Source organism: Bartonella propinqua, assembly GCF_047263965.1.
Lineage (GTDB): Bacteria > Pseudomonadota > Alphaproteobacteria > Rhizobiales > Rhizobiaceae > Bartonella.
This window is the reverse complement of record NZ_JBLEBK010000001.1, coordinates 190,000-211,822: the sequence shown is the minus strand read 5'-3', so window position 1 is coordinate 211,822 and position 21,823 is coordinate 190,000. Positions and strand designations below refer to the sequence as shown.

13 protein-coding genes are annotated in these 21,823 nt (G+C 38.9%); 6 read left to right on the top strand and 7 right to left on the bottom strand.

Going from position 1 to position 21,823, the window contains the following annotated elements:
• Positions 1-122: 122 nt before the first annotated feature.
• On the bottom strand, positions 123-1,193 hold the full coding sequence (hrcA, locus tag ACMFKV_RS00850; protein ID WP_336287801.1) for a heat-inducible transcriptional repressor HrcA: 1,071 nt from the start codon (positions 1,191-1,193) through the stop codon (positions 123-125).
• Between the two features lie 318 nt (positions 1,194-1,511).
• On the opposite strand from hrcA, the gene rdgB reads away from it, so the two are divergent.
• Positions 1,512-2,159, top strand: coding sequence for an RdgB/HAM1 family non-canonical purine NTP pyrophosphatase (gene rdgB / locus ACMFKV_RS00845; protein ID WP_413154252.1), 648 nt, complete (start codon positions 1,512-1,514; stop codon positions 2,157-2,159).
• Positions 2,156-3,355: a radical SAM family heme chaperone HemW gene (gene hemW, locus ACMFKV_RS00840; RefSeq protein ID WP_336287645.1), complete on the top strand. Its 1,200-nt coding sequence runs from the start codon at positions 2,156-2,158 to the stop codon at positions 3,353-3,355. The genes rdgB and hemW overlap by 4 nt, the downstream gene beginning before the upstream one ends.
• Before the next feature lie 41 nt (positions 3,356-3,396).
• On the opposite strand, the gene dapE is transcribed toward hemW, so the two are convergent.
• From dapE to ACMFKV_RS00825, 3 genes are all read right to left on the bottom strand, one after another.
• Positions 3,397-4,569 carry a succinyl-diaminopimelate desuccinylase gene (gene dapE, locus ACMFKV_RS00835; protein ID WP_413154251.1) on the bottom strand — a complete coding sequence of 391 codons (1,173 nt, stop codon included), beginning with the start codon at positions 4,567-4,569 and terminating at the stop codon, positions 3,397-3,399.
• Positions 4,570-4,784: 215 nt separating this feature from the next.
• The gene (locus ACMFKV_RS00830; RefSeq protein WP_413154250.1) at positions 4,785-5,531 is read right to left on the bottom strand and encodes a M48 family metallopeptidase; all 747 of its coding nucleotides are present in this window, start codon (positions 5,529-5,531) and stop codon (positions 4,785-4,787) included.
• 36 nt (positions 5,532-5,567) lie between these two features.
• Positions 5,568-6,356, bottom strand: a complete 789-nt coding sequence (locus ACMFKV_RS00825) for an alpha/beta hydrolase (protein ID WP_336287642.1) — start codon at positions 6,354-6,356, stop codon at positions 5,568-5,570.
• Positions 6,357-6,548: 192 nt separating this feature from the next.
• Between ACMFKV_RS00825 and infC the strand changes: the two genes are divergently transcribed.
• Positions 6,549-7,067, top strand: a complete 519-nt coding sequence (gene infC / locus ACMFKV_RS00820) for a translation initiation factor IF-3 (protein WP_336287641.1) — start codon at positions 6,549-6,551, stop codon at positions 7,065-7,067.
• Between the two features lie 220 nt (positions 7,068-7,287).
• Positions 7,288-9,054 (top strand): ABC transporter ATP-binding protein, encoded by a 1,767-nt coding sequence (locus ACMFKV_RS00815; protein WP_336287640.1) that lies wholly within the window; start codon positions 7,288-7,290, stop codon positions 9,052-9,054.
• 27 nt (positions 9,055-9,081) lie between these two features.
• Here the strand turns inward: ACMFKV_RS00815 and ACMFKV_RS00810 are convergent, their stop codons facing one another.
• Together ACMFKV_RS00810 and ACMFKV_RS00805 are read right to left on the bottom strand one after the other, a co-directional pair.
• Positions 9,082-13,758: a translocation/assembly module TamB domain-containing protein gene (locus ACMFKV_RS00810; RefSeq protein WP_413154249.1), complete on the bottom strand. Its 4,677-nt coding sequence runs from the start codon at positions 13,756-13,758 to the stop codon at positions 9,082-9,084.
• On the bottom strand, positions 13,758-15,722 hold the full coding sequence (locus ACMFKV_RS00805; protein ID WP_336287800.1) for an autotransporter assembly complex protein TamA: 1,965 nt from the start codon (positions 15,720-15,722) through the stop codon (positions 13,758-13,760). Before ACMFKV_RS00805 ends, ACMFKV_RS00810 begins: the two co-directional genes overlap by 1 nt.
• Before the next feature lie 404 nt (positions 15,723-16,126).
• Between ACMFKV_RS00805 and ACMFKV_RS00800 the strand changes: the two genes are divergently transcribed.
• Positions 16,127-17,659 carry a YifB family Mg chelatase-like AAA ATPase gene (locus ACMFKV_RS00800; protein ID WP_336287638.1) on the top strand — a complete coding sequence of 511 codons (1,533 nt, stop codon included), beginning with the start codon at positions 16,127-16,129 and terminating at the stop codon, positions 17,657-17,659.
• Positions 17,660-17,673: 14 nt separating this feature from the next.
• Here ACMFKV_RS00800 and ACMFKV_RS00795 read toward each other — a convergent pair whose 3' ends face one another.
• Positions 17,674-18,537, bottom strand: coding sequence for a transporter substrate-binding domain-containing protein (locus ACMFKV_RS00795; protein WP_413154248.1), 864 nt, complete (start codon positions 18,535-18,537; stop codon positions 17,674-17,676).
• A gap of 807 nt (positions 18,538-19,344) precedes the next feature.
• Between ACMFKV_RS00795 and gyrB the strand changes: the two genes are divergently transcribed.
• Positions 19,345-21,777 carry a DNA topoisomerase (ATP-hydrolyzing) subunit B gene (gene gyrB / locus ACMFKV_RS00790; RefSeq protein WP_336287636.1) on the top strand — a complete coding sequence of 811 codons (2,433 nt, stop codon included), beginning with the start codon at positions 19,345-19,347 and terminating at the stop codon, positions 21,775-21,777.
• Positions 21,778-21,823: the final 46 nt, after the last annotated feature.

The following is a 21,823-nucleotide window of genomic DNA, read 5'->3' as shown; positions in this document are numbered from 1 at the left end:
AAAATTTCATTCCTTCATAAGACTTGTTATTCTCGATATCGAAACTTTACAGACAAAAATCAAGGGGTATTTACACATCTCAACACAATGAACGTTTATAATAGAATACCCAACCTAATAATCTAACGCAACAATTGCGACACAAGTTGAGCCGTATAATCAACCATAGGAACGATCCTTGCATAATTAAGCCGTGTCGGTCCAATAATCCCCAAAGCGCCAACGACCCTTTGTTGTGAATCACAATAAGGTGCCACCACTAAGGAAGAACCAGAAAGCGAAAATAACTTATTTTCCGAACCAATAAAGATACGAACGCCCGAACCTTCATCCGTTAAATCGAGCAATTGTGCCATACTTTCACGCGTTTCCAGATCATCAAACAGATGTCGCAATCGCTCTAAATCTTCTTCTGCTCTCACGTTTTCAAGCAAATTGCTTCGCCCACGAACAATAAGATGTATTTTATGATTAGCATCTTCTCCTCCCCAAAGAGCAAGCCCAGTTTCAACAAGATGATGAGACAAATGATCGAGTGCAGCTCGTGTTTCAGAGCATAAACGCGCAATTTCCTCTTTCGCTTCACGCAATGTACGTCCCTGAATATGCGCATTAAGAAAATTTGTTGCCTCTGTCAATTGTGCATGGGTAACCCCTTCTGGTAAGTGAACAATACGATTTTCAACCTCACCTCTTTGAGTCACTAAAACTGCAAGAGCATGCTCCCCATCAAGGCGCACAAATTCAATATGCTTCAATGTTCCTTCATGCTTTGTCGCAAGAACTAGCCCTGCCCCACGTGAAAGATCTGAAAGAACTTGGCTAGCTTGAACGAGAAAATGTTCAACCGATTGTGTATGACCAGCCTCTTTGACTTGGTTTTCAATATTTTCGCGCTCCTGCGTCGGCAAATCACCTGCTTCCATAAATGCATCAACAAAAAAGCGTAAGCCTGATTGTGTCGGCATTCGTCCTGCAGAAACATGAGGCGCATAGATCAAACCAAGATGTTCGAGATCACTCATAACATTACGAATCGTTGCAGGTGATAATGTCTGTTGTAAAAGCCGTGAAAGATTTCGTGATCCTACAGGTTCACCATCATTAAGGTAAGCTTCAACAATATGACGAAAAATATCACGCGAACGCTCATCAAGGCATTTTAGTTCATCATCAATCGATTTGTGTCTCATCACAATTGTTTCACTACTTTAAAAATACTTGCTTCTTATATAAATCCTGCCAAGGTTTGGTCAAATAGTTTAAAGTGGTGCAAAGATATATCGCATATTTATCATAAAAAAAATACCATAGTCAAAAAGAAAGATACTTCTATGGGTTTCTCCCACTTGCCCTCTCATCCAATACAGAAAATCTTATTTAAACTGAATATCAGCAAACATATAGAAAAATCATATCTTGTAAAATTTTGTAAGACCCATATCATACGATCATTTCAGCTCGTTTTAAATATAGAAAACAGCCACCTCACTTCATTTGGAGAAATGTATATGAGAAGCATAGCAACTCAAAATCTCGTCATTGCCACACATAACATCGATAAATTGCACGAAATTACTACATTGATCGCTCCTTTTGGTTTAACAACACTCTCAGCAAAGAAGCTCGGTTTGCTCGAACCGCAAGAAACAGGAACAACATTTGAAGAAAATGCCTACATCAAAGCCTTTTCAGCTGCAAAAAATACAGGATTTCCTGCCCTATCTGATGACTCTGGCATGGAAGTAGATGCATTAAATGGCGCACCAGGTGTTTATACCGCCGATTGGGCTCTTCAATCCGATGGTACACGTAATTATTCAAAAGCTATGCAAAAAATAGAAGACGAACTTCAAAAAATTGGAGCATATGAAAAAAGCCAACGGAAAAGTCGATTTATATCGGTCATCTGTATTGCATGGCCCGATGGTTACGCAGATTATTTCCGCGGCAGCGTTGAAGGTACATTTATTTGGCCTCCACGCGGAGATAAAGGTTTTGGCTTTGACCCTATTTTTTTACCAAATGGATATGAAAATACTTTTGGTGAAATGTCAACGGAGCAAAAACATGGCTGGAAACTCAATGATAAAACACCCCTCTCACATCGCGCGCGCGCTTTCAAGCTTTTTGCAGAAAACCTTTTGGCACTCTCATGAATGAATCTTTTGGCATTTACATTCATTGGCCCTTTTGTACTGCCAAATGCCCCTATTGTGATTTTAATTCACATGTTCGTGTAAATGGGGTGGATCAACCACGTTTTGTAACCGCCTTTGAACGCGAAATAGAAACGCAATACCATAAAATAGGTCCACGTCATATTACGAGTATTTTTATCGGCGGAGGAACACCCTCCCTCATGACGCCTCAGACTGTATATGCCTTATTGCAAGCTATCGCAAAAAAGTGGACAGTCGATAATCAAGCTGAAATCACACTGGAAGCGAACCCATCCAGTGTGGAAGCAGAGCGCTTTCGTGGATATCGCGCAGCAGGGGTTAACCGCCTTTCTCTAGGCGTACAAGCACTCAATGACAAAGCACTGCGAAAACTTGGTCGTCTTCATGATGTGAAACAAGCCCTTCACGCTATTACTTTAGCGCGGGAAATTTTTCCACGTTTATCATTTGATTTAATTTATGCTCGCCCCGAACAAACACTCGAGCAATGGAAATGTGAACTTTTTCAAGCCATTGATCTGGCAGCAGACCACCTTTCTCTTTACCAATTGACTATAGAGGAAGGCACTGCTTTCAAACGACTTCATGCCGCAGGAAGACTTATTCTCCCCGCATCAGAGCTTGCAGCAGATATGTATCATCTCACCCAAGAAATAACCACTATGTGTGGACTTCCAGCCTATGAGATCTCAAATTACGCAATCCCTGGTGCTGAATCAGCGCACAATCTTCTTTATTGGCGTTATCATGAATATGCAGGCTTTGGTCCAGGAGCACATGGACGCTTTATCAAGCACCTACCAAGCGATTCCTCTTCCTTTTCAAAAGCATCTTCACCTCAAGTTACAAACCATGAACGTTATGTAACAATAAATGAAAAATATCCCGAACATTGGCTCGAGTTAGTCGAAACTACAGGGCATGGCTGCGTCGAAACAGAACAACTGACCAAAGTACAACAAGCAAACGAAATGCTCCTCATGGGCTTGCGTCTTTCGGAAGGTTTAGATCTGATCCGTTATGAAGCTTTAAGCCCCAATGGTTTATCAATGGACAAACTTATCGCTTTACAACAACAAGGATTGGTAGAAATGGTAGGAAACCAGTGCTTAAAAGCCACAACAACAGGACGTATCCTTCTTGACTACATCATCAACCAACTGGCAAATTAAAATATACATGACTTCAACCTGCCATCAAAGTAATCGCTTTTCTACGAAAAAAAATCGATAATAAAACGTTCATAAATAGAAGTGAGACTTTCCATTGCATCAAGAGCCACACACTCATCTACCATGTGCATAGTCTGCCCTGGTAAACCAAACTCAACCACTGGGCAATAGTCCTTAATAAACCGTGCATCAGAAGTCCCCCCCGAAGTTGAGCATTCTGGTACATTTCCTGTCACACTTTCAATAGCATTTGATAAAGTGTTAACGAGTTTATCATTTTGAGTCACAAAAACACTCCCCAAACTTTGCACCCATTCCAGCTGATAGTAAGGTAAGTGATCACTCTTGTTTTTTGGCTGCACCAAAGCAAGACGCTTTTCAATCTCTGTCACAAGCATTTCTTTTGTCCACAGATCATTGTAGCGTATATTAAAACGTATCGTCGTCTGTGCTGGAATAACATTTACCGCAGAATTCCCTGTATCAATGGTTGTTAATTCTAAATTACTGGGTTGAAAATTCTTCGTTCCTTTATCCAAAGGATTTTGTGTCAATGCTTGGATAAGTTTACTTGCTAAAGGCAGTGGATTGGCTGCCCGCTCAGGAAAAGCCACATGACCTTGGCAACCTTTGACCGTAATGATACCAGAAATTGATCCTCGACGACCAATCTTGATCACATCACCAACGGTTTTTACGCTCGTTGGTTCTCCTACAAGAGCCGCAGTCCATTTTTCGCCTTTTTGTTCTGCCCACTTTAGAAGCTTTACCGTACCGTTAATAGCTGGACCTTCTTCATCACCAGTGATCAGAAAACTTACTGTTCCGTTAATGGAACGCTTCTCAAGAACCCGAGCCAGTGCTGCAATAAAGCACGCGATCGCACCCTTCATATCAACGGCGCCCCGCCCATATAATTTCCCTTGATCTATTACACCTTTAAAAGGAGGATGTTTCCAATTTTCTAGCTCTCCTGGTGGTACCACATCAGTATGACCAGCAAACATAAGATGCGAACCCTCTTTCCCCATTTTTGCATAAAGATTTTCAACATCTTGTGTATTTTTATCTGAAAAAACAGGACGCTCAACACTAAATCCCATCTTTTTTAAAAATTGCTCTAAAGTTGATAAGGCACCTGCTTCATGAGGCGTAACAGAAGGGCAACGGATAAGGGCTTGTAATAGCTGAATAGGATTTGTGAGAACACACATAAGTACTTTTCCAATCTGAATTGAGCATTATTTAAGCTGAATTACAAAAAAGATAAAGCAAAACATTGAAGACACTCAGCAAACCAAGTAGGGGAAGACAATCGTGCTGAGGCTTCAATGGCTTCCTTAACATGCAATGAAGCACATATATAACGGAATACAAAATAAAAAGTTCCATCAAATATGTCTTATTTTTTATATCTCCAGTTTATATATCATATCTCCAGCTTATATGAATGAAAATTGACTGCATGTAACCTATAACCATTTGTCTTTAACCAAGCACGACAAGCTTTACTGTCGGGACAAAGTTTTTCACAAATATCCCAAAATTTTTTTCCATGATTCATTTCAAGAAGATGGGCTACTTCATGTGCAACAACATACTCTACAATTTCCTTTGGCGCCATAACAAGACGCCAAGAAAAAGAGAGACGCCCATCTGTTGAACAAGACCCCCAGCGGCTCTTGGTATCCTTATAACAAATTGATCTCACTTGACATTCTACTTTATTTGCATAATGCCTCACCATCGGCGTTATAATAAGTGCAGCCTGCTTTTTTAAAACATCAGCGACACGCCTTGGCAAATATTCTAATTGACCATAAACAATAATTTTTGGCTCTTGTCCCGCACCACTTGCAACAATCTCAGTCACTCCGCGTCCTTTTTTATGCCGAATGGTATGTGCAATACCCAATAAAGGAATCGTTGAACCTTCTTTGAGATGAAAACTTTCGTGAAAACCTTGTACGCGAGCAAGACGTGCCTCAATCCAAGATCGGTGCTTTTCAATGAACCCCTGAACCGAACTGAGACTTGTCTCTGGTGGTGTTGTTACACAAATTCCTTGGATGCCTGCATCAATACGTAATGTAAAACGGCGCGCGCATTTGCGTTCCCGCACTCGTAGAGGCACAACGCGATTAGAGAAAATAAAGTGCTGTTCATAAACAGTCATACACTATGTCTTCAACACCAATGAATTTGCCCCTTCTTATTTTGCCTGAACTCGATCAACCAATAATTTCAATGCCGTTTCGATACAATCCAAATCTTGCGGACGCGAAATTGAATGATCTGCATCACGAACAAGCGTCAATGTTACATCATTTAAAGGCAAATGATTAAGCAAATCCAATGTATGCTGATAGGGTATTTGTTCATCTTCCATTCCGTGCAGAATATGAACTGGACATCCAACATCGATGCACCCTTTCATAACAAAATTTTCTCGTCCATCTTTAATAAACACCTTTGAAACAGGCTTTGGCTCCACGTAACCAATTTTACGGATTGCAGGTACTTCAATATATCCTTTTTCTTCCAAAATTTGCCATTCTACTATACCCAACAATGGCTCTACCACTGTTCGCGTAAAATCAGGAGCAGGTGCAATTAGCATCATACCAGCAAGCATTTTACTTTTCTTTGCTAGCATCTGAGCAAGCCTTAGAGCAATCCACCCACCCATAGAAGAACCAATTAAAATCTGTGGTCCTTCACAATAGGCTTCAATAACCGCTAAACTTTCCTCCACCCAACGTGAAATCGTTCCCTCAAGAAAATTTCCCTCAGACTCTCCGTGACCAGAATGATCAAAACGTAAACAAGACAAACCATTCTTTTGAGCAAAAGCATCAACCATAACCGCCTTACTAGCCAGCATACTAGCTCCATAACCAGTAATCCAAACCAAACCAGGTGAGGAACTGCCTTTACGATGACGTACTGCAAGAGCGGTGTCCTTAAATGAAAAAAATTGGCAAGGGAGATCTTGATCCATTATTATTTCCTCCTTAAAATACTCCCACTTATAAAAGAAAAGTTTTTATCCTGCAAATCAAACGCTAAAATAATAAATCAAAGGGTGAAAAAAGTAAGAATTCTAGTTGTTTTTTTGTACATAATTATATATTAAATTACCTCATGGATGAATCTAAATGAAGGAGCGTAAACCATTCGCAGACCGTTTAAAATGACACATACCCAAAAAGATGGGCCACGTTCAAATCAGGATATTCGGGTTCCCTGCGTTCAGCTTATCAATGATGAGGGACAACATCAAGGGATTGTTTCGATACAAGAAGCACTTGCTATGGCTGCAGATGTTGGACTTGATTTGGTCGAGATTGTACCAAATGCAGAACCGCCTGTATGTAAAATCGTTGATTTGGGCAAACTGAAGTATCAGAACCAAAAAAAAGCCGCTGAGACACGCAAAAAACAGAAAATCATCGAAGTCAAAGAAATTAAGATGCGTCCGAATGTTGATGTTCATGATTATGAAGTCAAACTTAAGGCTGTTCATCGTTTCATTAATAATGGTGATAAAGTAAAAATCACTTTGCGTTTTCGTGGACGTGAGATGGCGCACCAAGATCTTGGATTAAAGCTCCTTCAGAGAGTTAAAGAAGATACAAGTGGAATCGCGAAAATTGAATCTGAGTTAAAACTTGAAGGCCGTCAGATGATGATGGTGATAGCGCCTAAATAATTTTTCATTAAGATGACATATAGCACGCAACTGATTTAAGAGTGAGCGTGGAGACGATTTTAAAAGCATCACATGTTGCTGTTGTGGTGCTTTTTAAAATTAGCGGCTAGCATGTAGCCAACCTCTCTATAAGAGAGTATTTTTTATCAAAAAGGCTCATTGCCTTTAACAAAGAATCTCTCACTCTTATATAAATAACGATAAAATATAGAAGCGCTTCATGGTCAAAAAACAAATTTCTTCTTTTGATAGACATCTTATCATTCGTCTTTTACGAGAAAATTTTCGTAAACATGCACGATGGTACGGTGCAGCTATTTTTTCAATGATCATCATTTCCTGCACGACTGCAGCCAGCGCATGGATTATACGTGACGTTGTCAATTATATTATTGATGCGCAGAATTTTAGTATGATTGTTTTGACTTCTAGCATCATTGCTTTCATTTTTATTCTCAAAGGAATTTCAACTTTTGCCCAAACTTATTTTCTAAGCAAAGCAGGAAATAGTATCGTCGCTGAACAACAGCGCAAAATTTATGCACGCCTTATGGAACAGGGAGTCTCCTTTTATCAAAATAATACATCATCCGATCTTCTTGTCCGTGTGACTCACAATGCTACAGCAGCCCGTAATATCATTGATACTATTATCACAACTTTTGTACGTGATTTGCTCTCAGTGAGTGGTTTATTGCTTGTTATGTTTATCCAAAATTTTGCATTAATTGCTATTACCTTAATAGTAGGTCCATTGGCTTTTTTAGGGGTAAGAATAACTTTAAAACATGTTCGTCACCTTATGGAAAAAGAACTTCTTTCGCTTGGTGAAATCATCAAAATTGTGCAAGAAAGTACTATTGGCATTCAGGTCATAAAGGCTTTTTCATTAGAAGAATTAATGAAAAAGCGTATGAACAAAGCCGTTTGTGATGTTGAAAAGCAGGCAAACAATATTGCAACACTTGAAGCCATTACACATCCAATGATGGAAACACTCGCTGGTATTGCCATTGCGGGTATTATTTGCTTTTCTGGTTACCTTGCAAAACAACGTGCAGGGGTCCAAGGTGAATTGATGTCTTTCATTGTCGCACTACTTCTCGCTTATGATCCTGCGAAAAGATTAGCAAATGTGCGTGTCAAAATTGAATCTGGTTTAGTTAATATCCGCACGATGTACGAAATACTTGACCATCCCCTTACAGTTACAGAGCATGAAGAAGCTAAAGATCTGGACAAAACGCAAGGAGCTATTTGTTTTGAAAATGTTTCTTTCGCATATATGGATAATCAAATGGTGCTGAAAGACATCAATTTAGAAATAGAACCAAGAAAAATGACCGCATTAGTGGGACCTTCAGGTTCGGGAAAATCAACCTTTATCAATCTTATTATGCGCCTTTATGATCCCACACAGGGACGTATATTAATCAATGGACAAGACATTCGATACATCACATTTCGCTCCCTTCGAAATCTTATGGCCTATGTAGGACAAGATACTTTTCTTTTTCAAGGAACTATCAAATATAATATCGGACTTGGAAAAGAAGGTGCCAGTGACGATGATATCATTAAAGCAGCAAAAACAGCCAATGCCCATGACTTTATTATGGATTTGCCAAATGGTTATGATACACAAATAGGCGATAATGGCAATAATCTTTCAGGTGGACAAAAACAACGACTTGCCATCGCCAGAGCAATGCTTCACGATAGCGAAATCTTAATTCTTGATGAAGCAACAAGCGCATTGGACTCACATACTGAAGCACAAGTTAGTAAAGCTCTTCATCACCTCACCAAAGGGCGCACGACAATTATAATTGCCCATCGCCTCTCAACAATTGCTCATGCTGATAAAATTGTTGTCATACAAAATGGACAACTCATTGAACAAGGAACCCAAAAAGAACTGCTGGAAAAAGAAAATGGTTTTTACAAAAAGCTTCATAATATCCAATTTAAAAAGCAAAAATTTTAAGCAATTAAATTTAAAAAAGCTCTCTCCTTAATAGTCTTTTTCATAAAATAAGCCAACACTCGAATTCTTTTCATTCCCTATGGCGCCTTTAGCTTTAAGGTGGCGTGAAATGTCTAAATTAATTGTTCCCTTCGTCGTTCCATCAGACTCCGCTTCAAAACCCAAATAAATGTTATTGTGTATATAGCGCCCAATACGTAGACCTGTATTACCCTTTTCATTAACGATAACATCAAGATCATCAAGACCAATTTTAGTCCGTAAAGTGTTCAACAAAGATGTATTAGCACCTGCAAGATCAGCTGCAGCTGCTGCAAGCTGAGCAATCTGAAATGGTGATAGCTCGCTAAGGGAACGGTTAAAAATCAAACGCGCCAAAACCTCATCCTGCGGCAAATTAGGTTGTGAAGAAAAATGAACATCAAGATTATCAATCATTCCACTTACAGTTACAGTAACGCGAATATCGCCGCTATTATTGTTTGTCACAAAATAAACAGTGGGATTAAGATTACCGCTAAAGCTTGCTTGTCCTTGATCAAAATCAAGACGCTGTGAAAGAATATCAAAACGTCCACGAATCATCTGAAATTCACCAACTGGATGCACGTCAGATACTGGACCCGTCAAATTAATGCGTCCTCCTAACTCAGTATCTAAACCTCTCCCACGTACAAAAAACTGATTATGTGCAGTAATACGCATATTTAATTGTACAATAGATGAAGATTTTTGAGAAATACTGCGATTTTTGCTAAAATTCTTCACATCAGCACGTTCAAGCGTTTTTTGAATCGATTTGGTTAAATTCCTATTTTTAATATCAAGAAATTTTGTATTTCGAAAATGATCGGGAACAAGAATTTCAGCTTTTTCAACTGTAACATCACCACCAATAACAAGCTCACCAAGAAAATGACCCGTCACTGTCATCTTGCCTGACAATGTTGCAAGAATCATAGAACCATCGTTATAATTGGCACGGTCGAGATGAATAATCAAATCTGTCTGTAAATCATTCGTGATACGACCCGAAGCAGAAAGAGATCCCTCACCACTCGAAGAAGCAGAAGCCTTCTCTATAAGAACATGGTCGCCATTTAATTTGCCCATAAGCGTTATATTATTGAATCCTAAATTTGTTTGTGAATCAAAAAAACTACCATCAACTATAGAAAAATGTCCGCTTAGCTGTGGATGCAATAATGTGCCATTTAGAGTCGTGTCAATTTCTGCGGTGCCCGTTACATACGCACCACGCTTTGCTAACAATAAATCAACAAAATCAAGAGGCATTCTTCCCTTAATATTCAGTTTAGTCTCTAAACCATTGAGAGAAAAAGGCCCATTTATGGAAAGATCTAGTCCTTTATTTCCTGTTGCTATTATATTTTCAATATGAAATGCCGATTGCTTATAAGAACCAAGTGCATTCATATTTACCAGCATACGTCCCTTAGGGGTCATAACAGTCATGCCCCGACTAGAAAGCTCAAAACGAGCAGATGGATCCTTCACTGTTCCAGTAATATCAACCTTGCCTACCACCATTCCGCCAAGCGCTTGCCCTTCAATAAAGCCATCAGCCAAACGCGCAGATAAATTTTGCAAATTAACATGTATATCAAGTTTGTTTTTGTCTAAAGATACACTTCCCTGTGCTTGTGCTTGTATCCCCTCGCTTGTTAAATCTGCATTTAAAGTAAGGGTTTGGTTTACTGTTTTCCCCGTAACAGAGAGTGCCAAAGGCATTATTTTTTTATTTTGAAGAGCAACAGTTGTTAAACTCTCACCTTTGATATCATAGATCATATCAGGTTTTTTCAAATTACCGCGAATCATAACCTGTCCTGTTAAAGTGCCTGCAGCTCCAAGATTAGGTTTCCATAAATTGGCTAAAGCGACAGGAAAAGTATTCATCGTCAGATGCAGATTAAGGGTATCATAAAAATTACCCGTAAGCGCAACTTTGCCTCCATTAACCGAGAATCCTAATTCGCTTACCACCATCCCATCTTTATCAAAAGTAATCGTAGCTGGTTTAGGCAATGTCACGTGGAGATTGGATTGTTTTACATCCATGGCTTCAATCTGTACTTCTCGTTTTACGCCTTCTGGAAGCCCCACAGTAATCACACGACCAGAAAGTTGTGTGTTTGTATTATTATGCAACATTGCCTGAACAGTAAAAACTGTTTGTTCATTCTTACAACTGGCATGAGCATTTAAATGATTGATCATCACCAAAGGTGTTTGGATATGTTCAGCATTGATCAAACCCTCAAACTGTATCATACCAAAAGGGTCAAATATGTTGGCTTCTACTGCTAATTTTTGAATTCTATTCTTTGCAAAGCTCAAATGATCAATATGCGCTCTCACATTAGCTTTTTGCATGCCATTTTGTTCATCAAAAACAAAATCTCCTTTTACTTTTCCATTACCTTCTTGCAAAAATAATGCAGAAAGTACTGAAATATCATCAGCATCAATATGCAAAGCACCTTTTATAAAACCTCCCAGTGTTTGAGAAAAATCACCAGTTATCTTCGCACTTCCCCCTCTAATATTGATACCCTGAAGCTTTCGAACCTGACCAGAATCTTTAAAAGAAGCAGATACATACAATGGTTTTTTAGCAAAAGTTCCCTCTCCTTTTACAGAACCTGTTAAAGAAGAAGCAATCGGCGATGTATTATCCAAATGTGTATGAATAACAAATGTTGTATTCTGAAGTTCCTTTCCCATTAACAATGCTTCAGCAATATGAGCACGCGTACTCAATGTTATAAGGTTATTGCGTCCTCTCGCGGCACTTTGGATTGTAAATGCACCGCTCATCCTTGGATCCAATATGGCAAGATCAGATATTTGAGCAGCTAAATCCATCTTAGCGCTTTCACTTGAAAAATGCCCATCAGCCTTTACGTTTGCATATTGATTTCTCAAATCCAAACGACGCAAAACTAAACCCGTCATATCCCGAGCAATACCACCTGAAAGAATGAGATTTCCCCTGAATAAACGATCAAAAGGTTTCACACCTATTTCTATATTGTCAGCAATCCCTGATAATTTAATATCAAAAATACCGCTCATTAAACCAATAGTTCCTCTGGCTTTAATATCTGCGCTACCAGAAAGTGGTCGCTCACTCAATAGGTTTAAAGGTGCTAATGTTTGTGCCTTTAAACCAAGATCACCTTTTAAAACAAAACGATTTACTTTTCCTTTTAACCAAGCAGAAAAACCCTGAGCTGTGACACTAAAATCATGGATCAAAACTGGTTTTTTAGAAACAATATCTGTATCTAAATGCACATGAATCGTTTGGCTTAAACCTTCTGCTAATGTCTCTTTAGTTTTTGTGATCCCTTGAAGCGTTCCATTAACCTGAATACCGACATGACGAGAAGCTACATTATCAAGATTTTCGCTCACTCCCCCCATATCAAAAATAGCATCGCGAATATAAACATTTTCATTACCCAAATTATGTATAACAAGCTGTCCCTTCCAAGACTGCTGCCCTTCACGTCCATAATCAATGGTTAAAGCAAGATTATCCGTACGCGTTGGATTTTCTAAACTATCTTCATACTTTGGTACTTCCAGCACTGGTAAATGAGCAAACTCTTTGTCCTTATCAAGGGCAATCTTGCCATCAACAAAAAGCCTGCGTAAAAATCTATCTGCTGTTATTTCAGCATTGGCAACAAAATTGATTGCTTTACCTTGAATAGCCATATGATCAAGATGCACGACACCTTCTTTTGTCATCCTCGCATCTGCTTTCAACATCACATCAGATTCAAAGAGACTGCGATATTGAGGAGGCATAAAAAGACCAAATGTACCTACAAGATTTGTAGAAAGACTGTATCCTTCTAAAATATTTGCAAGAGTAACATTTCCATCCAAAATAAGATCATCATCAGCCTTTAAATAAAGCCTGACAACCAAATCATCAAAAGTACCATCACCTTTAATGGAGAGATTTAATGCAGGGCGCTTTTCAATATTAAGAATATTAGCCACAATACCGTTTTGCGGTTCATTAGCAGAAATATCAATTTTGGCTGTACGATTGCTATTAGATATCTTCGCCAAAACAGAAAAAGAACCTAGCTCATCTAAACGATGAACCGCTATGTCAGCATCAAGACCATCTTTAGCTAAGGTTAAATGCCCTTTTAAGGACACATCAGCAGAAAAACCCAAAAAGTTCTGTTCAAACATTACATGCTTAGCCATAAGCGTATTAACAGAAACTGCTATAGGCAATCTAGGTAAAGAAAATTCCCCCGCTTCAATGGAAGAAACAAGCGAAGAGCCGCCCTGCGATTTGCGTAAAAGCGTAACTTGTTCAGCAAAAAGCTGGTTAATCTCTACACGTCCCCTCAGCAATGCTAAACGGTTCCAATCTATTTTAGCATTGGTAATTTTAAGCCAAACACCTTTTTTATCACTGACAGTAATAGTATCAATTGATATTTGAGAAGATATTGCTCCTTGCATATTATGCAAACGGATTTGACGATTAGGTGTTGAAAGTCTATGTTCAATAAAAGAGACGAGCCATGAACGATTATAGGCTGTCGTTTTGCTTAGATGTGAAGTATCTTTCTGCACACAAGAAACAGCACTCACCAGAAGAAGAAAAAGCAAAAATAAAAAGATCCATAAACGCACTATTTTTTTCATTAAAATGCTTGCCCTATTCCCACATAAAAACCAATGCGAGGATCACCTTTTTCTCGCTGAAGGGGAAAAGCTAAGTCAACACGTAAAGGACCAAGACCTGTCATGTAGCGACCTCCAATACCAGCGCCCCATTTAATATTTCTAGAAAAGTTAAATCGCGCTTTCTCGCCTATGAGACCTCCATCAATAAAACTGACAAACCCTATCTTATCATTTAAAGAAAAACGTAATTCTGCTGAACCCTCAACAAGTGCCCGCCCGCCAATAATAGCATTATTTTCAGTTTTAATGCCAATATTGCGATAGGCGTAACCACGAACAGATCCACCTCCACCAGCAAAGAAGAGTGTATCCGAAGGCACTTGTTCTGTAACACTCCCAATAATTGTACCAAACTTTGTCCGCGTTGCAAAAACAAAACGTTCTTTTTCATCCAGTACCCAATAAGAACGACCTTCCACAGTCATTTTTGCAACAAAATTGCCAAAACGCATTTCGTAAAAAGGTTCAAGAAGTGCTTCGCCATATAAACCTTTTGTCGCATCAAATTTATTATCACGACTATCGTAAATCAAACCACTTGGTAACCCAATTGTCGTGAAATTACGATTTCCAAAATAGATATCGTCTGAATAACCATGAGAAACTTCTAAAGCAACCTGCCCCGATAGATCGCCACTAAAGATATGTGTAACACCCCATTTCCCACTAATAGCTTTTGTGGTGTAATTGTCTAAGACACATTGCTGCACTTTTAGCTCTGCTCTAAAATCTGTATCCGGAGTGAGTACACCAGGCTTTATAAATGTACCTCCGAAAAGATAATCAAAGTTTTTAAGATTGTATGATTGCTTCTTACTACTGCCAACACCACTTATTTTTGTCTCAATTTTAAGGCTTTCTGCATGGCTAAAAAGATTGTTATGCATCCAGTAAGTATCAAAACCTGCACCATCTAATGTTGAATAACTTCCACCAACACCAAAACGTCGCAGTTTACGTTCTTCCAGAACAAGCATAAGTGGCAAACTACCATCAGAGTTAATTGCATCAGCTTCATGTATATTCATAGAACGAAAAACACCAAGTCGTGTAAGTCGTTCATTCGTCTTAGCAAGTTCATCAGAATCGTATTTCTGACCTCGTTTCAACCCTGCCATCCATGCAATATAAGCTGAATCCATACGTGGCTTCTTACTTACATTATGTATTCTTAAAGGTCCATAATGTGCCTCTTTTCCAAGATCAACCGTAATCTGCGCATCAATAAGACGCGCAGCATGATCAGCAACTATCTCACGATTAATAATCTTAGCTTTAGCGTAACCTTGTCGACGCCACCCCTCAATCGTCCATCTTTCTGCTTTAAGAATGGTGTCAGAGTGTGCCACAGCCCCAATTTTATAACCTAACTCTTCAATTGAAGGCATTTTATTGGTTTTATATTTCGTGAATGGAGCAACTTTATTGATACGTGCAGCACTAAAGATGTATTGTGGACCAGCATCAACCATAATAACAATGTTGGATTTTGCTGGTAATTGAGTCACAGGGCTCAAATCAGCAACTTCTAAACCATTAATCTTAATACTAATAACACCACCATAGCGTCCATCAGCATAAAGAGCAGAAAGAATTGCACGATAATCCGAACGGGCTTTAGCCAATAGACCAGAAGAACTAGATAATGCTTTACTTTGATCAGCAACAAGAGAAGATACAGCCTTAACTATTTTAACACCTTCTGATGGTGCACCTTGTGGTGCAACAACCTCAATTTTATAAATTTTCTCTGTACTGTTGACGTTATTTGGAGAGACACTTGCCTTCCTTTGCCCAAAAAGAGGAATGCCGAAAAGCTCAAATGCTGCAAGCGGTTGCGAAAAAGCAAAGACAAAGCATAGACCTATAAATATACTACGCATGGTTCCTGATTTTAACAAAATTCTTGCCTGATATATCATCAAATCAGATACCTTAGTACACTTTTTACACTGCTCTATTTATAAATAACACCAAACAAGAAATATAAACACATCTACTCAGGATATTTCACACATTTGATGATACCAAACGACACTCTTTACTTAAACATTTCTTTTTCTATTCACAAAGCCCTGAGCTCCTGTGTGACACAAATAACCCTTCTTTCTTTAACATATTCTTTTAGCTCATTATAAATATTTTATTTAGCCGCACATTATCATGTTATCATAGTTAAATTTACGCAAATCACCATTTTTAATGGCATTGCAAAAATCTGCATAGGTATATAGGCCTCTTCAACTCAAAAGCTATACAGACGCTTCTTGATTTTTATGTACAGATATGATTGTCTCTTTACAATCAAAAGGGGGAAAATAAACTGATGATCGCGCATGTTACAACTGTTGCTTTTCGCGGTCTAGAGGCGGTGCCAGTCGACGTTCAGGTTATGATTTCCTCTGGAAAAATAGGAATGGCTATTGTTGGACTAGCCGATAAGGCAATCGCAGAGAGCCGTGAACGTGTGCAAGCAGCAATTCACGCCTGTGGGCTTTCTATGCCAAATAAACGGGTCACCATTAATCTTGCACCAGCTGATTTACCTAAAGAGGGGTCGCATTATGATTTGCCAATTGCAGTGGGCTTAATGATTACTATGGGACTTCTGCCTCCTGAAGTGGCGCAAGACTACATCATTCTAGGCGAATTATCACTGGATGGATCTATCGCGGCAGTCAACGGTGTTTTACCAGCTGCAATAACAGCTTTATCACTCGATAAAGGACTTATTTGTCCATCTCAATGCGGATCTGAAGCAGCATGGGCAAATGCAGAAACGAATATTCTCGCACCTGAGACTCTTCTCACTATGGTTAATCATTTTAGAGGAACCCAAATTCAACAACGCCCGCAACCACGCGAATATAAAATCCAAACTGATCTTCCAGATCTTTCTGAAATTAAAGGACAAAAAACTGCCAAACGTGCATTAGAAGTTTGCGCAGCTGGGCGGCATAATCTTTTATTTGTAGGTCCTCCTGGTGCAGGAAAATCTATGTTAGCACAACGCTTACCTTCCATTTTGCCGCCTCTTGATAGCCGTGAACTTTTAGATGTTTCTCTGATTGCTTCTATCACAGGAGAAACAGTACATAATAGTATTTCACTCCACTGCCCTTTTCGTGCCCCGCATCATTCTGCCTCTATGGCAGCAATGATCGGTGGTGGTCTTAAAGGACGACCAGGAGAAGTCTCACTTGCACATAATGGCGTTTTATTTCTTGATGAATTGCCTGAATTTTCTCCACAGGTTCTTGATTCTCTTCGTCAACCTCTAGAAAGCGGAGAATGTGTTATTGCCCGAGCCAATCATCACATCAGCTATCCTGCCCGTATCCAACTCATTGCTGCAATGAACCCTTGTCGATGTGGTATGGCAGGTGAAAAAGGTCATGTTTGTGCTAAAGGAATACGCTGCCAAATTGATTATCAGTCCCGCATTTCTGGTCCTCTTCTTGATCGCATTGATTTACGGATTGATGTTCCCGCTTTAACAGCTATGGATCTTATGCAACCAGAACAATCAGAAAAAAGTTGCGATGTTGCAAAACGCGTCGCACGGTGCCGCGCCATTCAAATCAAACGTTTTACCGCATTGGGTCTTGACCATATTCGCACCAATGGCGATTGCCCTGCTAAAATCATTGAACAAATTGCTATTCTTGATAAAAATGCAGCCACACTCCTACGGGATGTGAGTGAAAAGATGCATCTTTCTGCACGTGCTTATCACCGCATTCTTAAAGTCGCGCGCACTATTGCCGATCTTGAAGAAGCAGATCACCTTTCACGCCATCATCTCGCCGAAGCGATTTCCTATCGACTGGGAAATGAAAGGTTAACAGCGCTTACCTAGGATTAAGACATTCATCAATAAAAACTGACTGGAAAATAGCGCAGATAAAGTTCTGCAAGTTTGCCATCATCTTCTAAAGATTTCAAAGCATAATTGAGCATATGAACCAATTTTGCATTCTTTTTTGCAACAGCAATGCGCATTCCTTTTCCTAATAACTGTGGAGCCATATACACCCCCCCAACAAAATGACAGCAATCAAATGACTTTGGATCATTCAACCATAAAGACAAAGCAAATCCATCATCAAAAATAAGATCAATTTTATGATCTTGTAGTGCTTTGTAAAGCTCTTCCCTATTCTTAAATCCCTGCCATTTGGCTTCAGGAAAATAACTATGAAATAGCTTTTCGTGCGCACTCTTGAGTAAAAACCCACTGTTTAAATGTATAAGTTTTTCGCTTATTGGCTCATCAAGATTCACAACTTGAGAAGCAACAAACCGAGCAGGAAAGCGCAGATAAGCCCGAGTAAACACAAGATCCTGCTGTGTTTTTATTGTTTCTTTTAAGCCAGCGATAATCACTTCTGCGTTACCATTTTTGACATGATCCACTAGCTCTTCCCAAGGAATAACTTCTACCTCACAGAATTTTTCAAGATTTAATTTTGAGCAAATAGCGCGTAACAAATCAATATTATAGCCTGCAAGGTGCCCTGTCTTATCAAGAAAATTAAAAGGGGGGAAATCAAAAGTCGTTACAAAACGCAAACGAACGATATCTGTTGTATCAAGTTGCACAAAACGTTCATGCGCACCAAAAAAAGAGGGTAATTTTCCAGCCGTTTCTGCCGATGCAAAAGATGAAAAGAAAACTCCCCATGCTATAAATAAAATTCCAATAAGAGCATTTAACACGTCTATAGATTTACTCATTATCAAAATCTTTTTCCCCCGATTTTTTTTACAACTAAAATGTCATTCTGCCCAATCACTGTATTTAATGCACTTTATTCAAATGTCTGCCACATTAAGAAATTAACATGTCTTGTTGTTCTTTAAAGTTGTTAAAAAATTTAACAATGTTCATACATTTTCAAAATACATTGGTGTGATCAGAACTTGTACACAAACCTTTCCCAAAAAACGCACAAAAGAAAACTGTTTAGGAGAAAAGCAATTTTTTTAGCACAAAATAAAATTTCACTCTTAAAAAAGATCTTCTGATTTTGCTGAACGTACAAGCTATACACATTTTAGGCATCATTATATAACTTCATCAAAACCTTTCATGTGCCAACAAAAATGACGTAAAATACATTACCAGTTTGTCGGATTATGCAAAAGCTCAGCAAAACAAAGTGTTCATAAAAGTACAAAAATTGGCTTAATTAACTTTCCACACACTTTTATCAATCATCAAAAAACAATAACATCTTACTTTTTGCATCATTGTAATGCCCAAATAACTTTTCTTCTCCCCTCAAACTTTAATCATAAGAGGAAATTTCATCAAACCAATTTTAAGTGTTTTTCTACATTAAAAACATAATATAAAATGGTACAATAATCATTTGTGTGTGCAAAAAGCATTCTATCTATTATGTACTGACAGATGTTGAATATAAATTTGATATACGGTAAATGTGTAATGTGGTTATTCCATAAATAACTGGCCAAAACATTAAGCTTTTAAAAAAGCTAATGAAATATCGCAAATTAAACACAGAAATGGATTAACTTATGAGTGATGAAGTAACTTCACCGATTTACGATAATGACTATGATGCCGCTTCCATTAAAGTTCTCAAAGGTCTTGATGCCGTACGCAAACGTCCTGGCATGTATATCGGCGATACAGATGATGGTTCAGGTCTGCATCACATGGTCTACGAGGTTGTAGACAACGCTATTGATGAAGCCTTAGCGGGTCACGCCACTCTTGTAAATGTTACACTCCATGCTGATGGCTCCTGTTCCGTTCGTGATAATGGACGTGGCATCCCTACCGATATTCATCCAACAGAAGGTGTTTCAGCAGCTGAGGTTATCATGACCCAACTTCATGCTGGCGGAAAATTTGATCAAAATTCTTATAAAGTTTCAGGAGGACTACACGGTGTTGGAGTTTCTGTTGTTAACGCACTGTCAGTTTGGTTACAACTGCGAATCAAACGCAATGGGAAAATCCATGAAATATCATTCACAAATGGTGTTGCCGATTCTCCATTAAAAATTATCGGTGATTGCGATGCAGAAAGCGGAACAGAAATCAGATTTTTACCAAGTTCTGAAACTTTCACTATGGTTAAATTTGACTTTGAAACTTTGGAGCGCCGTTTACGGGAATTGGCATTTTTGAATTCTGGTGTGCATATTCTTCTTGTTGATCAACGCCATGCTGATGTTCAGTCAGTTGAATTGCACTATGAAGGCGGATTGGTTGAATTTGTCAAATACATTGACCAATCAAAAAAAGCGCTGCTCGATCACCCTATTTACATTACAAATGAAAAGGATGGAATGAGCGTTGATGTTGCTCTATGGTGGAACGATTCCTACCATGAAAAAGTGTTGTGCTTTACTAATAATATCCCTCAGCGTGATGGTGGAACTCATTTGGTAGGTTTTCGCAGCGCTCTTACACGTCAAATTAACGGCTACGCTGAATCTTCAGGCATTGCAAAAAAAGAAAAAGTGAATCTCACTGGCGATGATTGCCGTGAAGGACTCACAGCTATTCTTTCAGTTAAAGTTCCCGATCCCAAATTTTCCTCACAAACAAAAGATAAACTGGTTTCCTCTGAGGTACGACCTATTGTTGAAAATTTGGTGAATGAAGGTCTTTCCGCGTGGCTAGAAGAACATCCCAGTGAAGCAAAAATTCTTACAACGAAAGTGATAGAAGCTGCAGCAGCGCGCGAAGCAGCACGCAAAGCGCGTGAACTCACACGACGCAAAGGAGCTCTTGACATCACATCTCTTCCAGGCAAACTCTCTGATTGTCAGGAACGTGATCCAGCAAAATCAGAGATTTTTATCGTTGAAGGAGATTCGGCGGGTGGCTCAGCAAAAAGTGGGCGCTCACGCCAAAATCAAGCAATTTTGCCTTTACGTGGTAAAATTCTTAATGTTGAACGAGCACGTTTTGATCGAATGCTCTCATCGGATATGATTGGAACGCTTATCACTGCTCTTGGAACTTCCATTGGTAAGGATGAATTTTCACCAGATAAATTACGTTATCATAAAATCATCATTATGACCGATGCAGATGTTGATGGTGCGCACATCCGTACTCTTCTGCTTACTTTCTTTTTTAGGCAAATGCCTGAATTGATTGAGCGTGGACATCTTTATATTGCCCAACCACCTCTTTACAAAGTAACACGCGGAAAGTCTTTTCAATATATCAAAAATGAAACAGCATTCGAAGAATTTTTGATGGATACTGGGCTAGAAGAAACAACATTAGAATTATCGACAGGAGAAGTTTGTGCAGGTGCTGATTTGCGTCAACTCGCTGAAGATGCCCGTGTATTACGTCAACTTTTAAATGGTCTTCATACCCGCTACAATCGTAATATTGTTGAACAAGCAGCAATTGTTGGCGCTTTTAATCTTGAAGCCTTTTCCACACCTGAAAAAGCTCAAAAAACAGCTGATGATGTGGCACGTCGTCTTGATTTAATTGCCGATGATATGGAACGTGGTTGGACAGGTCAATATATACCAGATGGGGGTTTATCTTTTGAACGCATTTTACGCGGAGTTAAAGACGTTATCACACTCGATACAGGACTTATAAACTCAGCTGATGCACGTCAAATTGATCATGTTTCCAAAAATCTTATAGAAATATATAATCATTCTCCCCTTCTTCATCGCAAAGATAAATCAGAACGCATTTTTGGACCTATGAGCTTATTAGAGAGCATTTTTACAAATGGTAAAAAAGGCATCACTCTACAACGTTATAAAGGCCTTGGAGAAATGAATGCTGAACAGCTTTGGGAAACAACTCTTAATCCTGATGCGCGCGCTCTTTTACAAGTTAAAATTAATGATGCAACTGATGCAGATTCACTCTTTTCCCGTTTAATGGGTGATGAAGTTGAACCTCGACGGGCTTTTATTCAAGACAATGCCTTGAGCGTTGCCAATCTTGATATCTAAAGGTACTCTTTTGTTTTTGGCTGTATAAATTTCGCGGTTTTATAGT

What these genes read in the sequence shown, in the direction of transcription:
- ACMFKV_RS00805 (WP_336287800.1), bottom strand. Translation starts at nt 15,722, where the DNA reads ATGATATATCAGGCAAGAATTTTGTTAAAATCAGGAACCATGCGTAGT.
- ACMFKV_RS00800 (WP_336287638.1), top strand. Translation starts at nt 16,127, where the DNA reads ATGATCGCGCATGTTACAACTGTTGCTTTTCGCGGTCTAGAGGCGGTG.
- ACMFKV_RS00815 (WP_336287640.1), top strand. Translation starts at nt 7,288, where the DNA reads ATGGTCAAAAAACAAATTTCTTCTTTTGATAGACATCTTATCATTCGT.
- hrcA (WP_336287801.1), bottom strand. Translation starts at nt 1,193, where the DNA reads ATGAGACACAAATCGATTGATGATGAACTAAAATGCCTTGATGAGCGT.
- ACMFKV_RS00830 (WP_413154250.1), bottom strand. Translation starts at nt 5,531, where the DNA reads ATGACTGTTTATGAACAGCACTTTATTTTCTCTAATCGCGTTGTGCCT.
- gyrB (WP_336287636.1), top strand. Translation starts at nt 19,345, where the DNA reads ATGAGTGATGAAGTAACTTCACCGATTTACGATAATGACTATGATGCC.
- ACMFKV_RS00795 (WP_413154248.1), bottom strand. Translation starts at nt 18,537, where the DNA reads ATGAGTAAATCTATAGACGTGTTAAATGCTCTTATTGGAATTTTATTT.
- infC (WP_336287641.1), top strand. Translation starts at nt 6,549, where the DNA reads ATGACACATACCCAAAAAGATGGGCCACGTTCAAATCAGGATATTCGG.
- rdgB (WP_413154252.1), top strand. Translation starts at nt 1,512, where the DNA reads ATGAGAAGCATAGCAACTCAAAATCTCGTCATTGCCACACATAACATC.
- dapE (WP_413154251.1), bottom strand. Translation starts at nt 4,569, where the DNA reads ATGTGTGTTCTCACAAATCCTATTCAGCTATTACAAGCCCTTATCCGT.
- ACMFKV_RS00810 (WP_413154249.1), bottom strand. Translation starts at nt 13,758, where the DNA reads ATGAAAAAAATAGTGCGTTTATGGATCTTTTTATTTTTGCTTTTTCTT.
- ACMFKV_RS00825 (WP_336287642.1), bottom strand. Translation starts at nt 6,356, where the DNA reads ATGGATCAAGATCTCCCTTGCCAATTTTTTTCATTTAAGGACACCGCT.
- hemW (WP_336287645.1), top strand. Translation starts at nt 2,156, where the DNA reads ATGAATGAATCTTTTGGCATTTACATTCATTGGCCCTTTTGTACTGCC.